The following is a 20,373-nucleotide window of genomic DNA, read 5'->3' as shown; positions in this document are numbered from 1 at the left end:
CGCCAGCGAGAAGCCGAGCGCATGAGGTCCAGCGAGACGATCCTCGCCATCCAGAACTGGCAGGAGATCACGGCCGACTTCGGCGCCAACTGGCTGATCTATCTGTCCATGCCGTTCGTCGCGGCGTTCGTCGGGTGGAGCACCAAGATCGTCGCGCTGGAGATGCTGTACCGGCCGCTGGCCTTCAAGGGCATCGGCCCGATCGGCTGGCAGGGCATCGTGCCGCGGCGCGCCGGCAAGGTCGGATCCAAGACCATCGAACTGCTCACCCAGAATCTGCTCAAACCCGAGGAACTGCTGGAGAAGGTCGACGCCAGGGAGGCCGTCGAGGCCCTGCGGGAACCGCTGACCCGGGCGGTCGACGAAATCTCCCGGGATCTGGCCGAGCAGATCCGGCCGGGCCTGTGGGATTCGCTGCCCGACGCCGCGCGCAAAGCCATCCAGGCCCGCATCCACGAGCAGACCCCCAAGGTCGTGGAGAAGATGCTCAACGAGATGCGGGCCGATCTGCCCCGGTTCGTCGACGTCCAGTTTCTGGCCATCACCACGTTGGTCGCCAACAAGGACAAGCTCAACAAGCTGATGCGCGGGCTCGGCGACAACGCGATGGCGTTCGTCCGTCGCAGCGGCATCTACTTCGGCCTCGTCATCGGTGTGGTGCAGATGGTGGCCTGGGCGCTGTTCCGCAACCCCTGGATCATGCCCGCGTTCGGTTTCGGCATCGGCTTCATCAGCGACTACATCGCGTTGAACATGCTGTTCCGCCCGGTCAAACCGACCCGGTACCTGGGCTTCATCCAGTTCCAGGGGCTGCTGCACGCGCAGCGCCAGACCATCACCGAGGATTACGCCAGGATCCTGTCCGAGGACCTGTTCTCCCCCGAGATCCTGCTCGACGGGGTGCTGCGGGGGCCGGGCGCCGACAAGCTGTTCTCGCTGGTCGGCAAGGAGGTCGACGCCGCGATCGAGGCGCAGACCGGCCGGGCGACCCCGCTGGTGAAGTTCGCGGTCGGCACCCAGCGCTACAACGCCCTCAAGGACAACCTCGTCGCGATGGTGCTGGAGCGGCTACCCACCACGCTCGTGGAGGCCAAGGACTACACCATGAATGCGCTGGATCTGGAGCGGACCATCATCGACAAGATGGGCCAGCTCACCAACGAGCAGTACGAGTCGATCCTGCGGCCGGTGTTCAAGGACGACGAGCCCACGATGATCGCCGTCGGCGCCGTCCTCGGTGGCATCGTCGGCGAGATCCAAGTTCAGCTCATCGAGCATTTCGGCAACGAGCCGCCGGTCGTCACCGCACTGATGTTGCGCCACTGATCGCCTCGAACCCGACGAAAGTGTTGCTCCCGCTCGCCGTCGACGACAGTTACGTCGAGTTCGAGGACATCGGCTACGGTCGGACCCACAGGCAGCTACTCGACGGAGGTCCACCATGCGTCTGTCCACCCGCAATCAGCTGACCGGCACGGTGACCGAGGTGACGATCGGTGCGGTCATGGCGACGGTGAAGGTCAAGCTCGACGGCGGTGAGCAGATCGTCACCGCGTCGATCACCAAGGAGGCCGTCGAGGAACTCGGGTTGACCACGGGCGGCGCGGCCACCGTGCTGGTGAAGTCGACCGAGGTCATGCTCGGCGTCGATTAGCCGCGGCCGAGCTGTGAGTGTTGACAGCCCACTACCGGGCAGGCACCCTGACGGGCATGAATCTGCCCGATAGCTGGACAGATCGCCCGGTGGCCATCGTGCGCCGCAATGCCGCGGAGACGGTGTTCGAGGATCTGTGCTCGGCCATCGAGAAGGGTGAGCTGCCGGTCGGGGTGAAACTGCCACCCGAGGCAGCACTCGCCGAGCGCTACGGGGTGAGCCGGTCGGTGATCCGCGAGGCGTTGCGGTCCTGTCAGACGCTCGGGCTGACCGAGACCAAGACCGGTTCGGGCACGGTCGTGGTCTCGGCGCACGCCGCGGCGCCGCACTACGGCCGGTTCTCGGCCCGCGACCTCGTGGAAGCCCGGCCCTACATCGAGGTGCCCGCGGCCGGTTGGGCCGCCCGCCGCCGCAGCGACGCCCAATTGTCTGAGCTCACCGGCATTGTCGAGCGGATGGAGGCCGAGGTCGAGCCGGCCCGCTGGGTGCGGCTGGACACCGAATTCCACCTGGGCATCGCGCGAGCGTCGGGAAACGAGGTGTTCGCCACTGTGGTCGCGGCGATCCGCGGGGCGCTGTCGATGCAGTCCCGGATGCTCAACGCCAGCATCCACGAGCGGCGTTCGGCCTCCAACCGCGAGCACCGCAGGATCCTCGACGCGATCGCATCCGGCGACTTCGCCGATGCCTCCGACGCCATGCGTCAGCACCTGGACCGGGTAAAGGACGCGGTGAACAAACTGGCCAGCATCGCTCCCTGAGCGCCCGGTGACCCCGAACCGGGGTTCACGCCGTTGACGCCGCATCGTGATCGGTGTCACACTCACTCCGTTAAGCTGTCAGACAGCCCTACAGCTCAGATGGGACCTGTGATGCCGCCGCGTTCAGAACAGTCGGAAGCCGTACGGCCCGGCGTATCCCATGAGCAGCTGACCCGCGAGGACGCGGGCTATCACAAGGGCCTCAAACCCCGGCAGCTCCAGATGATCGCGATCGGCGGGGCCATCGGCACCGGCCTGTTCCTGGGTGCCGGTGGTCGGCTCGCCTCGGCCGGCCCCGGCCTGTTCCTGGTGTACGCGGTGTGCGGCGTCTTCGTCTTCCTGATCCTGCGAGCGCTCGGCGAACTGGTGCTGCACCGGCCGTCGTCGGGTTCGTTCGTGTCCTACGCCCGGGAGTTCTACGGCGAGAAGGCCGCCTACGCCGTCGGCTGGCTGTACTTCCTGAACTGGGCGATGACCGCGATCGTCGACACCACCGCGATCGCCACCTACTTCCACTACTGGAAGGCGTTCAACGTCATCCCGCAGTGGTTGCTGGCGCTACTGGCCCTGGCCATCGTGCTCTCGGTGAACCTGATCTCGGTCAAGCTGTTCGGCGAGATGGAGTTCTGGGCCGCCCTGATCAAGGTGGTGGCCCTGATGGCCTTCCTGGTGGTGGGCACGATCTTCCTGGCCGGGCGCTACCAGGTGGACGGGCAGAGCACCGGGTTGAGCATTCTCGGACAGCACGGTGGGCTGTTCCCGACCGGCGCGCTACCCCTGCTCATCGTGACGTCGGGCGTGGTATTCGCCTATGCCGCAGTCGAACTCGTCGGCACCGCGGCCGGTGAGACCGAAAACCCGGAGAAGATAATGCCGCGGGCCATCAACTCGGTGGTGGCCCGCATCGCGATCTTCTACGTCGGGTCGGTGGTGCTGCTGGCCCTGCTGCTGCCCTACACCGCCTACGACAAGGCCGAAAGCCCGTTCGTCACGTTCTTCTCCAAGATCGGATTCGCCGGCGCCGGCGACATCATGAACGTCGTGGTGCTCACCGCCGCGTTCTCCAGCCTCAACGCCGGGCTGTACTCGACCGGCCGCATCCTGCGCTCGATGGCGATGAACGGTAGCGCCCCCAAATTCACCGCGCGGATGTCGAAGAGCGGTGTCCCCTACGGCGGGATCCTGCTCACCTGCGTGATCTGTCTGTTCGGGGTGTTTCTCAACGCATTTCAGCCCGGCGAGGCCTTCGAGATCGTGCTGAATATGGCCGCCCTGGGCATCATCGCGTCCTGGGGCACCATCGTGCTGTGCCAGCTGCGCCTGGTGAAGATGGCCGACGCCGGCATCATGCAACGACCCAGGTTCCGGATGCCGCTGACGCCCTACAGCGGCTACCTGACGCTGGTGTTCCTGTTCGCGGTGCTGGTGCTGATGGCCTTCGACGCGCCGATCGGCACCTGGACCATCGGCACCCTGGTGGTGCTCATCCCGGCCCTCGTCGGCGGCTGGTACCTGGTCCGCGGCCGCGTGATGGCGGCCGCGCAGGAACGGATGGGCTATACCGGCGAATTCCCGGTGGTGGCGAACCGTCCGGTGGATCCTGATCAGTAGGAGGTGCACCGATGACCCGCAACCGCTACGCCGCCCGCCCACCGCTGTACGGCATGGTGATGGTCTTCCTCGCCATGGCGATCGTCGCCGTCACCGCGTACTTCCACCTCGGCTGGTGGTCGATCATCGGCTACGCGATCGCCGCGGTGGTCGCCGTCGGCGGGTTCGCCCTGGCGTTCCGCGATCTCTCCTGAGGAGACCCGGCACATGGCCGTCGACGCCGCCACCCGAGTCGACGAGATCGCCCCGGACATCTACCGGCTGTCCACGTGGGTCCCCGACCTCACCGAGCACGGGTTCACGTTCAACCAGTTCCTGCTGACCGGCGACGAACCGTTCCTGTTCCACACCGGGATGCGTCACCTGTTCGGCTCGGTATCCGAGGCGATCAACCGGGTGCTGCCGGTCGAGACGTTGCGCTGGATCGCGTTCGGACATCTGGAGGCCGACGAGTGTGGCGCGATGAACCACTTCCTGGCGGCGGCGCCGAATGCCGAGGTGATCCACGGTCCGCTGGCGATCAGCCTGTCGCTGGCGGATATGTGCGACCGGCCGCCGGTCGTCGCACCCGACGGGATCCACGACATCGGCGGCCACCGGCTGCGGTTCATCGCCACCCCGCATGTGCCGCACAATTGGGAATCCGGGCTGTGGTTCGACGAGACCACCTCGACGCTGCTGGCCGGTGATCTGTTCACCCATGCCGGACGTTGCCCCGCCCTCACCCAATCCGATTGCGTGGCACCGGCGCTGGAGACCGAGCGACTGTTCCACGCGACCGGGCTGACGACGAATCTGGCGCCGACCCTGGCCGGGCTGGCCGACCTGAACCCCGCCACGCTGGCGATCATGCACGGTGCGTCCTACCACGGCGATGGCGCCGCACAGCTACGCGAGCTCTCCGATGGCTACCGTGCAATGTTCGGCGCGTCGTGAGCGGTGCCACCACGCCCGCTGCGTAGCCTTATCCACGATGAACGTGCGGCCGCTGCTGGGCTGCCTGCTCGCCGCGGGCGCCGCGCTGGTCGGCTGCCAGTCCAGCATCGAGGGGTCTCCCGTGACCAGCCCCCGGTCCCCGACCGAGCCGGACTTCCCGACCGCCCGTCCGCCCCGCTCGAGTCCGGCTCCATCGCCCAGCAGCACCGTGGCGGCGCCACCGAGCGCGAAACCGCCTGGCGGGGTCACCCCGCTGGAACCGGAGAACGGATACGTCTTCATTCAGACGAAGTCGGGCAGGACCCGGTGCCAACTCGATACCCACGCCGTGGGGTGTGAATCCGAATTCGCCAACGCCCCCGATATCGACGGCTCACCGGCCAACGGGGTCAACGTCAGCGCCGACGGCCGAATGCGTTGGGTGCTGGGCAATCTCGGTGCCATTCCGGCCGTCACCCTGGACTACCGGCGCTACAGCGCGCTGGGCTGGACGATCGATGCGAGCAGCGACGGCACCCGGTTCACCAACGACGACACCGGACACGGGATGACCGTCGCGGTCGAAGGGGTCCAGGTCTTCTAGAGTTGGTGGCATGACGACCAGCGAGGAGCCGGAGGCGGATCGCGCATGACGGCCAGCGAGGAGCCGGAGGCGGATCGCGCATGACCATTGCCCGGCGGGAACGTGCCGCCCTCGTCGAGACGATGCGGGCCACCGGCCCCGATGCACCCACCCTCTGCGAGGGATGGACCACCCGCGATCTCGCCGCCCATCTGGTGGTCCGCGAACGCAGGCTGGACGCCGCGCCCGGCATCCTGCTGCCGCAGTTGGCCGGCTACACCGAGAAGGTGCAGCGGCAGGTCACCGACTCCACCGACTGGACCACGCTGATCGAGCGCATCGCGGGCGGACCTCCGCTGCTCTCGCCGTTCAAACTGCTGGATCCGCTGGTCAACGTCGCCGAGATGTTCATTCACCACGAGGATGTGCGCCGAGCCCAGCCCGAGTGGCAGCCACGGGTTCTCGACGACGCGACCGTGCGCGCGCTGGCGCGCCAGGTCGCCACCATGGCGCGGATGACGCTGGGGAAATCTCCCGCCCGGGTGACGTTGGCCACCCCGGACGGCAAGACCCTGGCCACCCTGGGAAGCGGCCCCGCCGTGACGGTCACCGGGGAGCCGGGCGAACTGTTGATGTTCGCCGCGGGCCGCGAGCCGGCCCGGCTGGCGTTCACCGGGGGCGACGACGCCGTCGCCGCACTGCGCGCGGCGCGGCGCGGACTCTAGCGATCTAGGGTGGGGTACGTGGATTTCCGTGTGTTCGTCGAACCCCAGCAAGGTGCCAGTTACTCCGATCAGCTCGCGGTCGCCAGGACCGCAGAGGAGCTGGCCTTCTCCGCGTTCTTCCGGTCCGATCACTATCTGGCGATGAGCGGTGACGGTCTGCCGGGCCCGACGGACTCATGGATCACGCTGGCCGGCATCGCCCGCGAGACGACGGCGATCCGGCTCGGCACGATGGTCACCTCGGCCACCTTCCGGCACCCGGGCCCGCTGGCCATCTCGGTGGCCCAGGTCGACGAGATGAGCGGTGGCCGTGTGGAACTGGGCTTGGGCGCCGGCTGGTTCGAGGCCGAGCACCTGGCCTACGCGATCCCCTTCCCGTCGCTGGGTGAACGTTTCGACCGGCTCACCGAGCAGTTGCGGATCCTCACCGGGCTGTGGAGCACCCCGGTCGGCGAGACCTTCGACCATGCCGGCGCGCACTACACCGTCGCCGACTCACCCGGGCTGCCCAAGCCCGCGCAGACGCCGCACCCGCCGATCATCATCGGCGGGCAGGGCGCCAAGCGGACTCCCGCCCTTGCCGCGGAGTTCGCCGCCGAGTTCAATGTTCCGTTCGTCCCACTCGACGCGCTCAGGACGCAGTTCGACCGGGTGGCCGCCGCGGTGGCCGGGGCGGGCAGGCCCGCCGATTCGATGACCTACTCGGCGGCGTTCGTGCTGTGCGCGGGGCGCGACGACGCCGAGATCGCCAAACGGGCCGCCGCCATCGACCGCGAGGTCGACGAGTTGCGCGGCAACTCCCCGCTGGTCGGGACGCCCGCCGAGATCGTCGACAAGCTGGCCCCGTTCCTCGAGGCCGGTGTGCAGCGGGTTTACCTGCAGATGCTCGATATGGCCGATCTGGACCATCTGGAACTGTTCTCCTCCGAGGTCATCGGACAGCTGAGCTGACGGTGCCGTATCCGCTCCTCACGTCCGCCCCGGCCCGCCGTCACCACCGGCGTTAGTATCGGTGCCCGTGACCGGTGACAACGATGACCATGGGCCGACCGATCAGCCGCCCTGGCATCATTCGACACCGGCAGTCGTCGGGGCCAGCGTGGTCGCCCTCGCGGCGATCGCCCTACTGGTGTGGGCGGTGGTCGCACTGACCAGTTCGGCCGACAAACCCGAGCAGGCGCCGATCGAGTTCGTACCGCCGACATACGCGTCGACGACGTCGAAGACCTCGACGACCACCACGACGCCGACGATCACCAGCACCAGTCCCCCGGTCACCTCCGAGATCGGCCCCACCGACGCTCCCGGCCCGCCGATTCCGTCGTCGACCTCGGGGACGTCGGAGTCGTCGACCTCGGTTTCGAGGATCCCGCCGCACACCAGGACCGAATCCTCGGACGGCGAGGACGACGAGTCGTCGACGTCGACGACCAGGAACCGGCCACGGACCAACGTGACACGCACGCTGTATCCGGCACCCGGCAACTGACGGCGCCTACTATCGGGTCGCGTGGGGAACAACTACTCCGACGACTATTACGACGACGAGCCGACCCAGTACGCGGGCAGCTACGGGGATTACGGGACCGACCCTCAGTCGCCGGAGCCGCAGGCCCCCGAGCCGTGGTACCGCAAACCCGCGGCACTGCTCGGCCTCGGGGCGCTCGGCGCGGTGATCGCCGCGCTCGTCATCTACGCCCTGGTGCAGCTGTTCTCATCGGATTCCACGCCGACCACCACCACGACGACGAGCTCCACCACCAGCACAACCTCGTCGCAGGTGCAGACCTCGGCGTCGGTGGTACCGGCACCCACTCACACCGTCACCGAGACCGTCCCGCCGAGCCCCACCACCACGACGCAACCGCCGCCCACCACGACCACCACGGAACCGCCGACCACCACAACGACGACCGAACCGCCCACCACGACCACCGAGCCGCCCACCACGACCGACGACACCGGGACCATCACGATTCCGACCGAACCGCAGGGCTGAACGCGCGGCCGGTCAGCCGGGGTGTCGCCGGAAGTATCCGGCGACGAACGGCGCCATGGCGAGCACGATGAGCATCCGTACGATCTGGGTGGCCGCGACGAACGTGACATCCGAACCCGTGGACGCCGCGGTCCCCATCACCGCGTAGATACCGCCGGGTGTCGTGGCCAGATAGGCATCGAGCGGCGTCGCATCCGTGGTCACGGTCAGCACCCAGCCGAGACCCGCGCAGGCCACCAGGGTCACCACGATGGTCAGCAGCGCGGCCGGAACCATCCGGCCGATCGACTTCAGGCTGCCGACCGTGAATTTCAGCCCGACCTGCACACCGATCGCCAGATATCCCAGCCCGGCGATGATCGGCGGTACCTGAGCCTCCGAGAAGTACGGCACCAGGGTCAGCGGGGCCGCCACCAGCAACGGGCCCAGCAGGGCGGGCGAGGGCAGGCGCAGCACCTTGCCCACCGCCACCCCGCACCCCACCGCGATCGCGACGAACGGCAGGTCGATATGCCAGTCGCCGGGTGCTACCGACAACCCACCCGCCTGATCGGATGCGCCGAACAGCACCGTCACCACCACCGGCATGGTCAGCAGCACGATCAGCAGACGCAGGTACTGCAGCACCGCGATGACGCGGGCGTCGGCCCCGAGATCGTCGGCCATCGCGGTCAACCCGATCGCGCCGCCCGCGATCGACGAGAACGCCGCCGTCGCCCGGCTGGCACCGCGCCGGGTCAGCAGACTGCCGACCAGCACGCTGACCACGAGGGCGAAACACGAGATGCCGATCACGATCAGCCAGCGGGCACCCAGCCCGGCCAGGGTGTCCCATTCGATCGCCGAACCGACGATGACCCCGACCACGGCCTGGCCGGCCTGAAACCACACCCCGGGCAGTCGCAGCGGGGCCGATGGCCGGGCCAGCGCGTAGATCAGCGCCCCGAGCAGACCGCCGAACAGCAGCGGGGTCGGCAGGGCGATCAGGATGAAGCCGTAGGACACCGCGGCGACCACGGCGGCCAGCAGCAACCAGCGGCCCACCGCGGACACCACCGGCCGCGTCACCTGGCCGCTGCGAACAGCTCTGCCGTTCCCGGCATTTCGTCGAGCCGCCAGGCCGCCTGCCACAGCCGCACCGGATCCCGCAGGCGGTGGGCGAGCCCGGTCACCTTGTCCCGCAGCTGCTCGTCGGTCATCGGTGCCGAGGTGGAACCGGTGGCGTGGTCGACGGTGGCGTCGAGCTGTCTGCCGTCGGTCAGCGTTGCCGTCATCCGGCAGGAATCGGCGGGCAGCGTCGGATCAAGATGCACCGTGACCAGTTGCCGCACCCGGCGGATCTGGGGATCGAGCGCGCACTCCGTGCTGAACTCGGCTGGGCCACCGGCCCCGCGCACCAGTCCGACGGCAAAGCAGTGATACACCGAGAACTTGCTCCGCAAACCAGTTTCCGGTTCGACGACACCCATCACGTCGAGCACCCGCGGATGCACCTCAAGATCCACCGAATCCAGAAATTCCGGTGCTATCCCGTTCGCGCGCAGCCGATTTCCCGCGTCGATCACCGGATGGCTGACGATCCCGCAGCTGTACGGTTTGAGGGCGTTGGCCTCGACGAGCCACCGCACACCGAGGTCGTCCATCGGGGTCCAGTCGGCCTCGTCGGCCATCAGCGCGGCCATCCCACGCCGGCCCGCCAGCGGCTCCACCGGTCCGGTGAAACCCTGTTCGGCCAGCAGCGCCGCCTCGACGCCGGTCGCGGCGGCGCGGCCCACCTGGAACGACTTCGTCATGGAGCCGAGTTGCTCGGTATGCCCGGCGGCCTGGGTCGCCGCGATCGCGACGGCCGCCGAGGTGCGGGTGGCGTCGAGACCGAGGACCCGGGCGGCCGCGCACGCCGCTCCGACCGGGCCGGTGGTCGCCGTGACGTGCCAGCCGCGGTCGAAATGCGTTGGCCACAGGCAGTCGCCAAGCCGGCTCGACACTTCGACGCCGGCTACCACACCGGTCATCAAGGCCGCACCGTCGGCATCGGCAACCGCGGCGGCGGCCAGCGCCGCGGGCAGGATGGGTGCCCCCGGATGCAGGATGCAGGCCAGGTAGGTGTCGTCGAAATCCTCGACGTGTGCCGTCAATCCGTTCACCAGGGCCGCCCACGGCGGGGTCAGGGTCTCCTGGCGGCCGAGCACCTGCGCAGGTCCGTGCTGACCGAGGTCGGCCGCGGCGGCCATCACCGCGCCGGCCGCGGGATCGTGCGCCGCGCCCACCGACAACCCGATCACGTTGGCGGCGGTCCGGCGCGCCGCGGCGCGGGCGGGGTCCGGGATGTCCACCCAATTCAGTCCGGCGACAAACGAACTGATTCTGGCGGTGACGCCCTGGCTCATGCCGGCACACCCTTCCGGTCAGCGGTCTCGGCGGTGAGTCCGGAGAACCAGGCCCGCGCATCGGGTGCCGCCGTCACCGCCCGCACCGACTCGACGATCTCCTCGCCGCGGCCCGGCAGGCTTCGTTCCACCAGCGCGATGACCTTGCGGTCGAGTTGCGCGTCGGACAGCGGCGCCTGCAGGCTGCCGCGGGCGTTCGCCACGGTGTGGCTCTCGCCGCCCCCGCCCACCAGGGTCACCGCGACTTGTGCTGCCGCCCTTGCCATATCGGGGTCAGGATGGAGCCGTACCCGCGATCTCATCGCGACCAGCCGCGCCGAGCGGACCCACGCATCCTCATAGGAACCGAGGTCGACGACGCCGTCGAGCACGCCGCAGGCGACCCCGTGCACGGTGGAGAACCGTGCCGCCAAACCGTCGTCGGGGTCGGGGTTTCCGGTCAGTTCGACCACCAGCGGGTGGCAGCGCACGTCCACCCGTTCGATGTCACGGCCGCTCACGTTCTCGTGCAAGGCTTCCGCGGCCTCGATCGCGGGGTGGCTGACGATGCCGCACGGATAAGGTTTGTAGGTGTTGTCGAGCAGTTCCCAGCGATCGCCCCAGCCGTCGAACAGCCCGGCCACGTCCAGCTGCGGTGCCAGCACGGCGAAGTAGCCGCGGGGGCCGCCCCAGGCGGTGGGGGATGCGGTCAGCCCGCGTGCTGCCACCGTGGCCGCGACCAGACCGTTGGCCGCGGCCTTGCCCGGGTGCAGCGGCTTGTTCATCGTCCCGAACCCCTCACGGTGCCCGAGCGTCATGCTGGACGCGATACCGAGTGCCCGGCCGGTGGTTTCGGCATCCAGTCCGAGCAGGACGGCCGCGGCCGCGGCCGCACCGAGCGGTCCGACCGTACCGGTGATGTGCCACCCGGCGTCGTAGTGCGACGGTGACATCGCGACCGCGGCCCGCAGCTGCAGTTCGGCACCGACCGCGAACGCCCGCAGCAGATCGTCCCCGGTCCGGTCCCGCGGCCAGCCGGCCCCCAGCACCGCGCCGAGCGTGGCCGCCCCCGGATGCACGACCGTGGCCAGGTGGGTGTCGTCGAAATCGTCGAGATGGGCCGCGAATCCGGTGAGAAGCGCCGCCGACGGCGGATCGAAGGTATCGGCCCGGCCCGGCACCGGCACCGCACCGGGCGCCCCGGACCGGCGCACCCCGGCCGCGAGAATGTCGGTTTCGGCGGCGGTCGCCGCGCCGATCGCGGTGCCGACCACATTGAGCAGGCCGCGGACCGCCTCGGCCCGCACCGGGCCCTGCACCCGATCGGCCGCGGCCAGGGCCAGGCCGGCCAGTTCGGTCAGATCGATCATGAGGCGTCCCGGTCGGGTACCGAGCTCTCCAACAGGCTGGCGATATCGTCCCAGCCGGCGGACAGCACGGCGTCGGCCCGGTCACCGACGCAATCGCGCACCTTCTGCGCCAGCTCGGCCCTGGTGACCGGCCGCCCCGGGGCGCCTGGGGGAATATCGATCTCACCCGAGCGGGTTCGGCCGTCGGTGGTGCTCAGCTCAACCCGGACGACGTCCTCGAGCAGGCCGTTGCCGCCCGGCGCCAGGTGGATCGTGACCTCGCGGGTCAACCGGGCCACATCGGGCCGGTGCACCGATTCGTCGGAGAAACTGTCGAATCCGGCGAATCCGTCGATCACCCCGACCGCCAGCGCATGCTCGAGGCAGAACTTGGCCTCCAGCCCGGAGGTGGGCCGGTGGTGCACCAGGGGCTGTACCGCCGATTCGGTCAGCCACACGTCGATCCGGTCGACGTCGGCGGCGTCCACCCCGCGGGCCAGTTCCGCGGCGCAGGCGATCGGCCGCTGCAGGGCGTAGCAGCACGGATAGACCTTGACCGCGAGCCCGCCGGGCACCATCTCCGCCGAGTCCAGGGCCAGCTCGAACGGGGGCTCGGACACCAGCCCCAGCCACGCGTCGAGCACCCGGAGGTCGGCCGAGGCCCCACCGGCGGCCAGCTGCGCGGCCCTGATGCCTGCGTCGACCGCAAGCCCCACCTGAATGGCCTTGCCGTCACTGCCGAATGCGCGTTGCACTCCCCCGGCACTCGACACCGCGAGGGCGATCGCCGCGGCCGTGCGTTCGGCGTCGAGTCCCAACGCGGCCGCGGTGACCGCCGCGGCGGCCATCGGGGCCGTCGTCGACGTCGCGTGCCAGCCCCGGGAATAGTGCTTCCAGCCCAGTGCCGCCCCGAGCCGGGCCATCACACCGGCCCCGATCAGATAGGCCCGCGCATCGCCGCCGGTGGCCGCGGCGGCGGGCACACACACCGTGCTGATGTGGGTGGTGGAGGGCAGGTGCAGATCGTCGTAGTCGAGGACATGGGCCTGCGCGGCCCACCGGGCCCCGTCGGGTAGCCCGGCCACCAGGGCGGTCAACGGGTGCCCGCCCCCGGCCATGCCGACCGCGACGGTGTCGATCAGGGCGGTCTTGGCCAGGTCGAGGTCGGCGCGGTCCGGCACGGCGTCGACCGCCCACCGGGCCAGTCCCATCGCGGCGCCGCGCAGCTCCGCGGGCATCTCGATCGTCATCGACCGGCCTCCACCGGAATTCCGGCGCCGAGCATCGCGGTGACGGTGGTGATGTCGGGGCAGGTCTCCAACGACCACAGCGTGTCGATCAGCTCGCCGGTGGCGGCCCGGCCGAGGACCGGCTCGATCAGGTCGACCGCCTTGGCGTTCACCTCGTCGTCGGTCATCGGGTCGTCCACGGTGCCGCGCACCGCCCCGACGTAGCGCTGCCGTTCACCACCGTCGTCGAGAGTCACGGTGACGTCGGCGGTGCGGACCCCGGCCTTGTCGGGGTCGGGGATCAGCTCGGTTCGCGCCCGCAACGCGGCGATCACCGGATCGGTCATCCGGTCGTCGTCGTGTGCCATCGCGAAGGTGAACGCCCGGTCCACCAGGGTGCCCGCGACCAGGTACTGGCAGTTGATATCGGGCATCGAGCGGTCGTCGACGACGCGGCACAGATCGTGCGGCAACACGATTCGGATGCGGCTCACCCGGTTCGGGTCGATCGGCTCCTCGGTGACGAGTTCGAGCACGGCCTGCACGGCCGCCTGCGCGGGCGAGCCGACCGCGAACTTCTTGATGTTGGTGTGCATGATCTCGTAGCGGTCGCCGAGGCCGTCGGCGAGCTCATCACGCCGGACGTCGTCGGACAGCGCGTCCAGAAAGTTGGGCACCCCGCTGAACACGTCGTCGACCCCGTCGCAGCCCGAGGCGACCATGGCCGCGGCCCGCACCCCGTTGGACGCGGGCATACCGGCGAACACGAAGGCCTTCTCGACGTGGTTGGGGTCGCGCACCCAGCTGGTCACGCCGGAGGCGCTCTGCGCGGCATACGACAACGCCTGCCGCACCTGCTGCTCACCCAGCCCGTACAGGCTGGCGGCCGCCGCGGCGGCACCGAACAGCCCGCAGAAGGCGTGCGTGCTGCGCCCGCTGGAGTCGGTGTTGAGCGCAGGCTTCCCCAGGCTGAGGACCACCCTGGGGCCGGCGTCGTAACCCGCTGCGACGGCCCGCAATACCCGCTCCCCGCTGCTGCGCCGCACATCGCCGACGGCCAGTGCGGCCGGCACCACCGCACAACCCGGGTGGCTGATGGAACGCGCATGCGAATCGTCGGTCTCGTCCGCGTGGGCCGACATGCCGTTGGCCAGCGCGGCCTCCACCGGTGTGGCGCGCAGACCGCCGATCAGCACGCTGGGCCCGTCGGCCGCACCCGACACATACGCCAGGCCGCGTTCCCCGGGAGGTAACTGGGCGCCCGACACCATGGCCGCGATCGTGTCGATGACATGGTGTTTGGTCTTGTGGACTACCTCGGGGGGCAGCGGGGCCGCCGCGGCCGCACTCAGGTATTCGGCCAGTCGGCGGGTCTGGGCGCTGATCTCGCCAGCCATGTCGGTCCTTTCAGAGAAGTGGTGTGGTGGGGCAGGTCCGGCTCGTCACATATAGGAGCCGCCGTTCACCGAGATGACCTGGCCGGTCACGTATCCCGCGTCCGGGCCGCACAGATAGGAGACGGCGCCGGCCACATCGGCCACGGTGCCGATCCGGCCGACCGGATTGCCGTCGGCGGCCAGTTGCCGGTAGTGCTCGGCGGCGACGCCCGCGTCGCCGAGGCCGGCCCGACGTTCCGTGTCGATGAGCCCCGGCGATACGGCATTGACGGTGACGCCGGAGCCGCCGGCCTCGTGGGCACACGCCTTGGTCAGGCCGATGAGCCCGGATTTGGCCGCCACCACCGGGGTTCGGCCCGCGGCCCCGGACTGCCCGGACATCCCCGCGATGTTGACGATCCGGCCCCAGCCGCGTTCCCGCATCCCGGGCAGCACGGCCCTGGTGGTCAGGAAGGCGCCGGTGAGCACGGTCCCCAATACCGCATTCCAGTCCTGCACGCTCATCGTCCCGATCGGACCGTGCGCCCGGATTCCGGCGTTGTTGATCACGGCATCGACCGCACCCCAGGCATTCTCGACGTCGTCGACCAGCCGCCGGACGTCGTCCTCGACCCCGACGTCACCGACGAAGCACCGGGTGGCACCCGCGGGCCCGGACTCGGCCAGCGCGGTCGCCGCCCCGGCGAGGGCGTCCCCGTCGCGACCGGTCAGGCAGACGTTCCAGCCGTCGTCGAGGAGACGCCGGGCGATCGCCAGTCCGATGTTGCGGCTGGCGCCCGTTACTATTGCGGCCCGCACCGGGCCTCCTTTCTAGGTGGGTTGATCGACCGGTTCGGCGGCGACGGCGGTGCGGTCCTTGCGGCGCTGACGCACCCCGCTGAGCGCCATGGCGGCGAGCGCGGCGATCAGCAGGACCCACAGGATGTTCACCATGATCGAGCCGAAAAAGTAGCCCGGCCCGTCGGCCAACTCCAGGCTGCGTTGCAGGTACTCCTCGGCCAGCGGACCGAGGATGATGCCGAGAATCAGCGGGATCACCGGATAGTCGTTGAGCCGCAGCAGAAGTCCGATCACACCGAAGAACAGGGCCAGGCCGACGTCGAAGATCGAGTTGCGGATCGCATACACACCGACCATCGACATGAACAACACGGTCGGCACCAGGAAGTACAGCGGCACCTTGGTGACCGAGGCCAGCGGCCCGGCCAGCAGCACACCGAGCGGCAGGATCATGATGCTGGCCACGATGAGGGCCAGCGCCACCGCGTACACCTCGGCGTTGTTGGTCTGCAGCACCCGCGGTCCCGGCTGAATGCCCTGCAGGTAGAACGCGGCGAGGACGACGGCCATCGTGGCACTCCCCGGGATGCCGAGGGTGAAGGTGGGGATCAGGCTCGAGGCGGCCACCGCGTTGTCGCAGGCCTCGGACGCGATGATGCCCTTGTGGCTGCCCTTTCCGAACTCCTCGGGGTGCGGGGAGCGGCGCTTCTCGAACGAGTAACTGATGAAGTTGGCCACCGCAGCGCCGAGTCCGGGGATGATGCCGAGGATGATGCCGACACCGGTCGACCGGGCCACCGCACCGGGCTGTCTGAGGGTCGCGGTGACTCCGTCGATCGCGTCACGGGTCTCCTTGCGCAACCCGCCGGGCCGGACCGTCTGCTCCTGCTGGCGCTTCTGCATGACCGTGGAGCCCACCAGCATCAGCATCTCGCTGATGGCGAAGACGCCGATCAGCGCCGCCAGGAACTGGATACCGTCGTAGAGCTGCAGTTCGCCGAAGGTGTAACGGGTTTCGGCCGTGCCGGGGCTGACGCCGACGACCGCGAACATCAGTCCGAGCAGTCCCACCATCAGGCCCTTGCGGGCCGAACCGCCCATCAACGACGACGCCACCACCAGTCCGAGCACGATGATCGCGAACATCTCGCGGGCGCCGAATTTCAGCGACAGCGTCCCCAGCGGCTGCAGCAGGAACAGCACGAAGAAGCCGCTGATCACCCCTCCGAGCACCGAGGCCATCCTGGCGATCCCGATGGCCAGCCCGGCCTGTCCCTTCTTGGCCAGCGGATAACCGTCGAGAGCGGTGACCGCCGAGCCGGCCTCACCGGGGACGTTGAACAGGATCGCGGGTACGGCGCCGCCGAATTGTGCTCCGGCGTAGATACTCACGATCAGCACCAGCGAGTTCTCCAGCGGCAGCGTGATCGCGAACGGCAGCAGCAGTGCCGCGGTGTTGGATGTGCTCAGGCCGGGCAGCACCCCGACGATGAATCCGACGGATACGCCGATCACGAGCCACATCAGCGGTGCCGGCTGCAGCAGCAGCCCCAGGCCTGCGGTGATGTTGTCCAGCATCAGAATCCCCTGGCGAGTGGCAGCGGGACCCCGATCAGCACCGAGAACAGCAGATAGCCGACGCCGATCAGGAGAAGCGGATAACCGATGAGCACCAGCGGCTTTCGGACACCCATGATCCACAGCCCGCCCAGGATCAGCAGGCCGGCCGCCGGGTAGAAGCCGATCGGTTTGACCAGCCACACCGTGACCGCGATCAGTGCGGCGAAGCCGACCACCCGCCATGCCACGAGCCGGCCGTATTCACCGTCGGTGCCGTCGTTTTCGGCCCGGCCGCGCAGATCGGCGATCACGTTGAACAGGCCGGTGAGGATCAGCAGCGTGGCCAGCACCCGCGGGTAGGCCCGGTCGGCGGGGTTGAGGTCGACCGACATCATCCAGGCCAACGCCCCGATCACGGTCGCGATCGCGCCGGGGGTCACGACCAGGATGCCCCGCGCCAGGGCGCCCTGGCCGGGCTGGGCCTGCGCCACCGTGTCGCAGGCGGGGTCAGCCGGCGAAGGCATTGGGGTTGGCCTGGAGTAACTGCTCGATCTCGGTCTGGGATTGCTGCGCAAGGGCTTCCAGTTCATCGGGGGTCAGATAGGAGACCTTCGAGTCCTCCCCGAGTTTCTTCAGCGTGCTCAGGTACTCCTCGTCCTCCAACGACGTCTTGAGTCCGTCGACGAGCGCCTGATAGCGCTCGGGGTTCTTGTCCCGGCACTCGGCCGAGGCGAACAGCACGTAGTTCGACGCGTTGGCCGGGAGGTTGACGCCGAGCGCCTCGTTGATCGGTGGCGCGTTGTCGGTGACCTCGGGCCATTTGTTCTCGGGCTGGCTGACCGCGAGCACCCGCGAATCGTCGGCGATCGCCAGGCTGTTGAAGACACCGGCGTGGGTGGCGTCCACCTCGCCGCTGACCAGCGCGGTACGGGAGGGCCCGCCGCCGTCGTAGCCGATGATGTTGAGGTCGATGCCGAGGTCACGTTCCATCTGCAGCAGCGCGATGTAGTTGTTGCTCTGCAGGTCGGAGACGCTCACCTTGATCTGTCCGGGCCGCGCCTTAGCGTCGTCGACGAACTCCTTGATGTTCTTCCACGGGGCGTCGTTGCGGACCCGGATCACGCCCGGCTCGATGCTGATGCCGCCGATCGGGGCGAAACCGCTCAGGTCGTAGTCCACATCCTGGGTCATGTAGGAGAACATCAGGTGCGGAACTCCGTGCGTCACGATGCTCGTGCAGTCGGCGCCGTTGGTCAGCATCGTCTGGGCGCCGATCGCGTAACCGCCGCCCTCCAGGTTCTCGACCGTCGCGGTGGCCCCCAATGTCTTGGTGAAGGCCGGCTCGAGCTGGCGGGTCGTGGTGTCGAAACCGCCGCCGGGCGCGCTGGACACGATCCAGCGCAGCTGCGTTCCCGCGAAGTCGGTGCCTTGGGAGTCCGACGCACATCCCGAGAGGCCGAGCGCGACCGTCGCGGCGGCGACCAACAACGTACGAGTGGTGTGACGTGTCATGGCTTATCCGATCGTCTGTGATCTGTGCCATGCCAGCATATGGCCGTACATTTTGAAGTCAAGACCTTGGCGGATTTTCCCTGCCAAATGAACACCGCAGTTCAGAGTGATAAATCGCGGCGCGACGGGACCACATCAGGACGGAAAAAGATGCGGCCATATGGCGCGCATGACCTGGCGGTCGCTCGGTCCGCGACCACGAATGACGACCACGCATCCCGACTGTCGGGAAGGAGATTCGTCTAGCGGGAAGGCTATTCTCGGCCGCGGCGGTGTGTCAACCGTCACCAGCCGGGTTGCGCGACCCCGGTGGCGTGAATCCCAGGCCGGCCGAGATATCGGCGGCGGCCTGCACGATGGTCGGCAACGCCCGGTACATCCAGTCCTCGGTCACCCGGATCGCCGGACCGGTGACACTCATCGCGGCCACCACGGTCCCGGTGTAGTCCCACAGCGGAACGGCGATCGACCGGATGCCCGCCACCCGTTCCTCGAACGAGAACGTGTAGCCCTTCTGCCGCACCAGATCGATCTGACGGACGAGTTCATCGTGATCGACGACCGTGCTCGACGTGATGGATTCGAACGGCCCGGCCAGAACCGCGGCGATGGTGTGCTCGTCGGCGTAGGCCAACAGCACCCGGCTCGGTGCCCCCTGGTACAGCGGAATCGACTGGCCCCATTCGGTATAGGTCCGTCGCAGCGGCTGAGTGCTCTCCACCTGATCGATGACGAAACGTCCGCCGCCCTTGACCACATGCAGGCCGACGGTCTCCCCGGTGGCATCGCGAAGCCGCGTCATCACCGGGCGGGCGACCGCGGTCAGGTTCCCGGTGTCGCGCGCCGCGGCCGCGAGCTTGAGGATTCGCGGCCCCAGCGCGTAGTTCGACCCGACCTTCGTCACCAGACCGTGCACACACAACGAGGCCAGGACCCGGTGCGCGGTGCTGGTGCTCAACCCGGTCGCCCTGGCGATATCGCTGACCCCCAGGCGCAGCTCACCGTGGGTGAACACGTCGAGAACCGCGATGGCACGGTCGACGGCCGCGATCCCGCTCTGCGGTGCGAACGTGGTGTCGCCCGCGTCGTCGTGGGCTGGCGGCATCGCGAATCCCCCTGCTCAACTGCGCGTTCGGCGCAGGCTGGAACGGTAGCTGTACTGCGACGTGACGAACCGGGACACCGCCAACTCGACCGCTTCACCCGACATCGTCCGATACATCCGGTCGATCCGCAGCATCGGCTCCCCCGGCTCGCATTCGGTGGCGGCCGCGACCCGCACATCCGCGACCCCCACCGTGATGGTCTGATCGGCGCCGCCGATCGGATCCGGCAGCACCGGGTCGAGCAACCCGATGATGGTGCGCGCACTGCGCGCGCCCGGCTGCACCTCGGGGGCGTCGGCGATCAACGCACCTACCGCGGGGGGCAGGTACACGTCCGTCACGCAGAACGGCACCCCTTGATGGAGCCGGCGAAACGACACCGTCGTCACGGCATCGCTGGACAATCCGAGCCGGCCGGCCGCTTCGATGTCGATCCTCCGGCCCAGCGGCGCCAGCACCTCCATCTCGGTGTCGACCGACAGACTCATCAGATCCTCGACCGTGCCGAACCGGCGCAGATACTGCGAACCACCACTGGCCGCAAACGTCCCCCGCCCGGGGGTGCGGGTCACCAGGCCGTCGGCGACCAGCTCCTGATAGGCGCGCCGGACGGTCTGGCGGCTCACCCCGTGCTGCTCGGCCAATTCGGCCTCGGTCGGCAGCCGCAGCTCGTCGTCGGCCGAACGCAGCACGGTCAGCCGCAACGCCTCGGCGATGCGCTGATAGGCCGGTCTTGCGCCGGATTCAGCCGTCATCGGTCGAGAGACCTCCCCTTGCCTCGAGCAGATGCGATATGTACGCAATTCCTGCACCAAATGTCAATCTA

22 protein-coding genes are annotated in these 20,373 nt (G+C 68.8%); 10 read left to right on the top strand and 12 right to left on the bottom strand.

Annotation, left to right across the window (positions count from 1 at the left end; translation table 11 throughout):
- Positions 1–21 precede the first annotated feature (21 nt).
- The 9 genes from ACWDTP_RS11370 (at position 22) to ACWDTP_RS11330 (ending at position 7,200) form a co-directional block, all read left to right on the top strand.
- Positions 22–1,326 (top strand): DUF445 family protein, encoded by a 1,305-nt coding sequence (locus ACWDTP_RS11370; protein ID WP_450019594.1) that lies wholly within the window; start codon positions 22–24, stop codon positions 1,324–1,326.
- Between the two features lie 115 nt (positions 1,327–1,441).
- Entirely contained in the window at positions 1,442–1,654 is a 213-nt protein-coding gene (locus ACWDTP_RS11365) for a TOBE domain-containing protein (protein WP_450019592.1), read from the top strand.
- Between the two features lie 56 nt (positions 1,655–1,710).
- Positions 1,711–2,415 carry a FadR/GntR family transcriptional regulator gene (locus ACWDTP_RS11360; RefSeq protein ID WP_450019590.1) on the top strand — a complete coding sequence of 235 codons (705 nt, stop codon included), beginning with the start codon at positions 1,711–1,713 and terminating at the stop codon, positions 2,413–2,415.
- A 111-nt stretch (positions 2,416–2,526) separates the two neighbouring features.
- Positions 2,527–4,026 (top strand): amino acid permease, encoded by a 1,500-nt coding sequence (locus ACWDTP_RS11355; protein WP_450019588.1) that lies wholly within the window; start codon positions 2,527–2,529, stop codon positions 4,024–4,026.
- Between the two features lie 11 nt (positions 4,027–4,037).
- Positions 4,038–4,220 carry a hypothetical protein gene (locus tag ACWDTP_RS11350; RefSeq protein ID WP_450019586.1) on the top strand — a complete coding sequence of 61 codons (183 nt, stop codon included), beginning with the start codon at positions 4,038–4,040 and terminating at the stop codon, positions 4,218–4,220.
- A gap of 13 nt (positions 4,221–4,233) precedes the next feature.
- Positions 4,234–4,962, top strand: a complete 729-nt coding sequence (locus tag ACWDTP_RS11345) for an MBL fold metallo-hydrolase (RefSeq protein ID WP_450019584.1) — start codon at positions 4,234–4,236, stop codon at positions 4,960–4,962.
- 37 nt (positions 4,963–4,999) lie between these two features.
- On the top strand, positions 5,000–5,545 hold the full coding sequence (locus tag ACWDTP_RS11340; protein WP_450019582.1) for a hypothetical protein: 546 nt from the start codon (positions 5,000–5,002) through the stop codon (positions 5,543–5,545).
- 80 nt (positions 5,546–5,625) lie between these two features.
- Positions 5,626–6,249: a TIGR03085 family metal-binding protein gene (locus ACWDTP_RS11335; protein ID WP_450019580.1), complete on the top strand. Its 624-nt coding sequence runs from the start codon at positions 5,626–5,628 to the stop codon at positions 6,247–6,249.
- Between the two features lie 18 nt (positions 6,250–6,267).
- The gene (locus tag ACWDTP_RS11330) at positions 6,268–7,200 is read left to right on the top strand and encodes an LLM class F420-dependent oxidoreductase (RefSeq protein WP_450019578.1); all 933 of its coding nucleotides are present in this window, start codon (positions 6,268–6,270) and stop codon (positions 7,198–7,200) included.
- Positions 7,201–7,317: 117 nt separating this feature from the next.
- Here ACWDTP_RS11330 and ACWDTP_RS11325 read toward each other — a convergent pair whose 3' ends face one another.
- Positions 7,318–7,713, bottom strand: coding sequence for a hypothetical protein (locus ACWDTP_RS11325; RefSeq protein WP_450019576.1), 396 nt, complete (start codon positions 7,711–7,713; stop codon positions 7,318–7,320).
- Between the two features lie 46 nt (positions 7,714–7,759).
- On the opposite strand from ACWDTP_RS11325, the gene ACWDTP_RS11320 reads away from it, so the two are divergent.
- Complete coding sequence (locus ACWDTP_RS11320; protein ID WP_450019574.1) at positions 7,760–8,248, top strand: hypothetical protein; 489 nt, start codon at positions 7,760–7,762, stop codon at positions 8,246–8,248.
- A gap of 12 nt (positions 8,249–8,260) precedes the next feature.
- Here the strand turns inward: ACWDTP_RS11320 and ACWDTP_RS11315 are convergent, their stop codons facing one another.
- The 11 genes from ACWDTP_RS11315 to ACWDTP_RS11265 form a co-directional block, all read right to left on the bottom strand.
- Positions 8,261–9,316 (bottom strand): AbrB family transcriptional regulator, encoded by a 1,056-nt coding sequence (locus ACWDTP_RS11315; RefSeq protein WP_450019572.1) that lies wholly within the window; start codon positions 9,314–9,316, stop codon positions 8,261–8,263.
- Positions 9,313–10,635, bottom strand: a complete 1,323-nt coding sequence (locus tag ACWDTP_RS11310; protein WP_450019570.1) for an MmgE/PrpD family protein — start codon at positions 10,633–10,635, stop codon at positions 9,313–9,315. Before ACWDTP_RS11310 ends, ACWDTP_RS11315 begins: the two co-directional genes overlap by 4 nt.
- Positions 10,632–11,984: an MmgE/PrpD family protein gene (locus ACWDTP_RS11305; RefSeq protein WP_450019568.1), complete on the bottom strand. Its 1,353-nt coding sequence runs from the start codon at positions 11,982–11,984 to the stop codon at positions 10,632–10,634. Before ACWDTP_RS11305 ends, ACWDTP_RS11310 begins: the two co-directional genes overlap by 4 nt.
- Positions 11,981–13,213: an MmgE/PrpD family protein gene (locus ACWDTP_RS11300; protein WP_450019566.1), complete on the bottom strand. Its 1,233-nt coding sequence runs from the start codon at positions 13,211–13,213 to the stop codon at positions 11,981–11,983. Before ACWDTP_RS11300 ends, ACWDTP_RS11305 begins: the two co-directional genes overlap by 4 nt.
- Positions 13,210–14,589, bottom strand: coding sequence for an MmgE/PrpD family protein (locus tag ACWDTP_RS11295; RefSeq protein ID WP_450019564.1), 1,380 nt, complete (start codon positions 14,587–14,589; stop codon positions 13,210–13,212). The genes ACWDTP_RS11300 and ACWDTP_RS11295 overlap by 4 nt, the downstream gene beginning before the upstream one ends.
- 45 nt (positions 14,590–14,634) lie before the next feature.
- Positions 14,635–15,387, bottom strand: a complete 753-nt coding sequence (locus tag ACWDTP_RS11290; protein WP_450019562.1) for an SDR family NAD(P)-dependent oxidoreductase — start codon at positions 15,385–15,387, stop codon at positions 14,635–14,637.
- A 12-nt stretch (positions 15,388–15,399) separates the two neighbouring features.
- Positions 15,400–16,947, bottom strand: coding sequence for a tripartite tricarboxylate transporter permease (locus ACWDTP_RS11285; protein ID WP_450019560.1), 1,548 nt, complete (start codon positions 16,945–16,947; stop codon positions 15,400–15,402).
- The gene (locus tag ACWDTP_RS11280) at positions 16,947–17,453 is read right to left on the bottom strand and encodes a tripartite tricarboxylate transporter TctB family protein (RefSeq protein ID WP_450019558.1); all 507 of its coding nucleotides are present in this window, start codon (positions 17,451–17,453) and stop codon (positions 16,947–16,949) included. The genes ACWDTP_RS11285 and ACWDTP_RS11280 overlap by 1 nt, the downstream gene beginning before the upstream one ends.
- Complete coding sequence (locus ACWDTP_RS11275; RefSeq protein WP_450019556.1) at positions 17,437–18,441, bottom strand: Bug family tripartite tricarboxylate transporter substrate binding protein; 1,005 nt, start codon at positions 18,439–18,441, stop codon at positions 17,437–17,439. The genes ACWDTP_RS11280 and ACWDTP_RS11275 overlap by 17 nt, the downstream gene beginning before the upstream one ends.
- Positions 18,442–18,718: 277 nt before the next feature.
- Positions 18,719–19,546, bottom strand: a complete 828-nt coding sequence (locus ACWDTP_RS11270; protein ID WP_450019554.1) for an IclR family transcriptional regulator — start codon at positions 19,544–19,546, stop codon at positions 18,719–18,721.
- Positions 19,547–19,561: 15 nt separating this feature from the next.
- Positions 19,562–20,302 carry a GntR family transcriptional regulator gene (locus tag ACWDTP_RS11265; RefSeq protein ID WP_450019552.1) on the bottom strand — a complete coding sequence of 247 codons (741 nt, stop codon included), beginning with the start codon at positions 20,300–20,302 and terminating at the stop codon, positions 19,562–19,564.
- Positions 20,303–20,373 lie beyond the last annotated feature (71 nt).

This window comes from Mycobacterium sp. NPDC003449, assembly GCF_053588415.1.
This window is presented reverse-complemented; position numbering and strand designations above follow the sequence as displayed.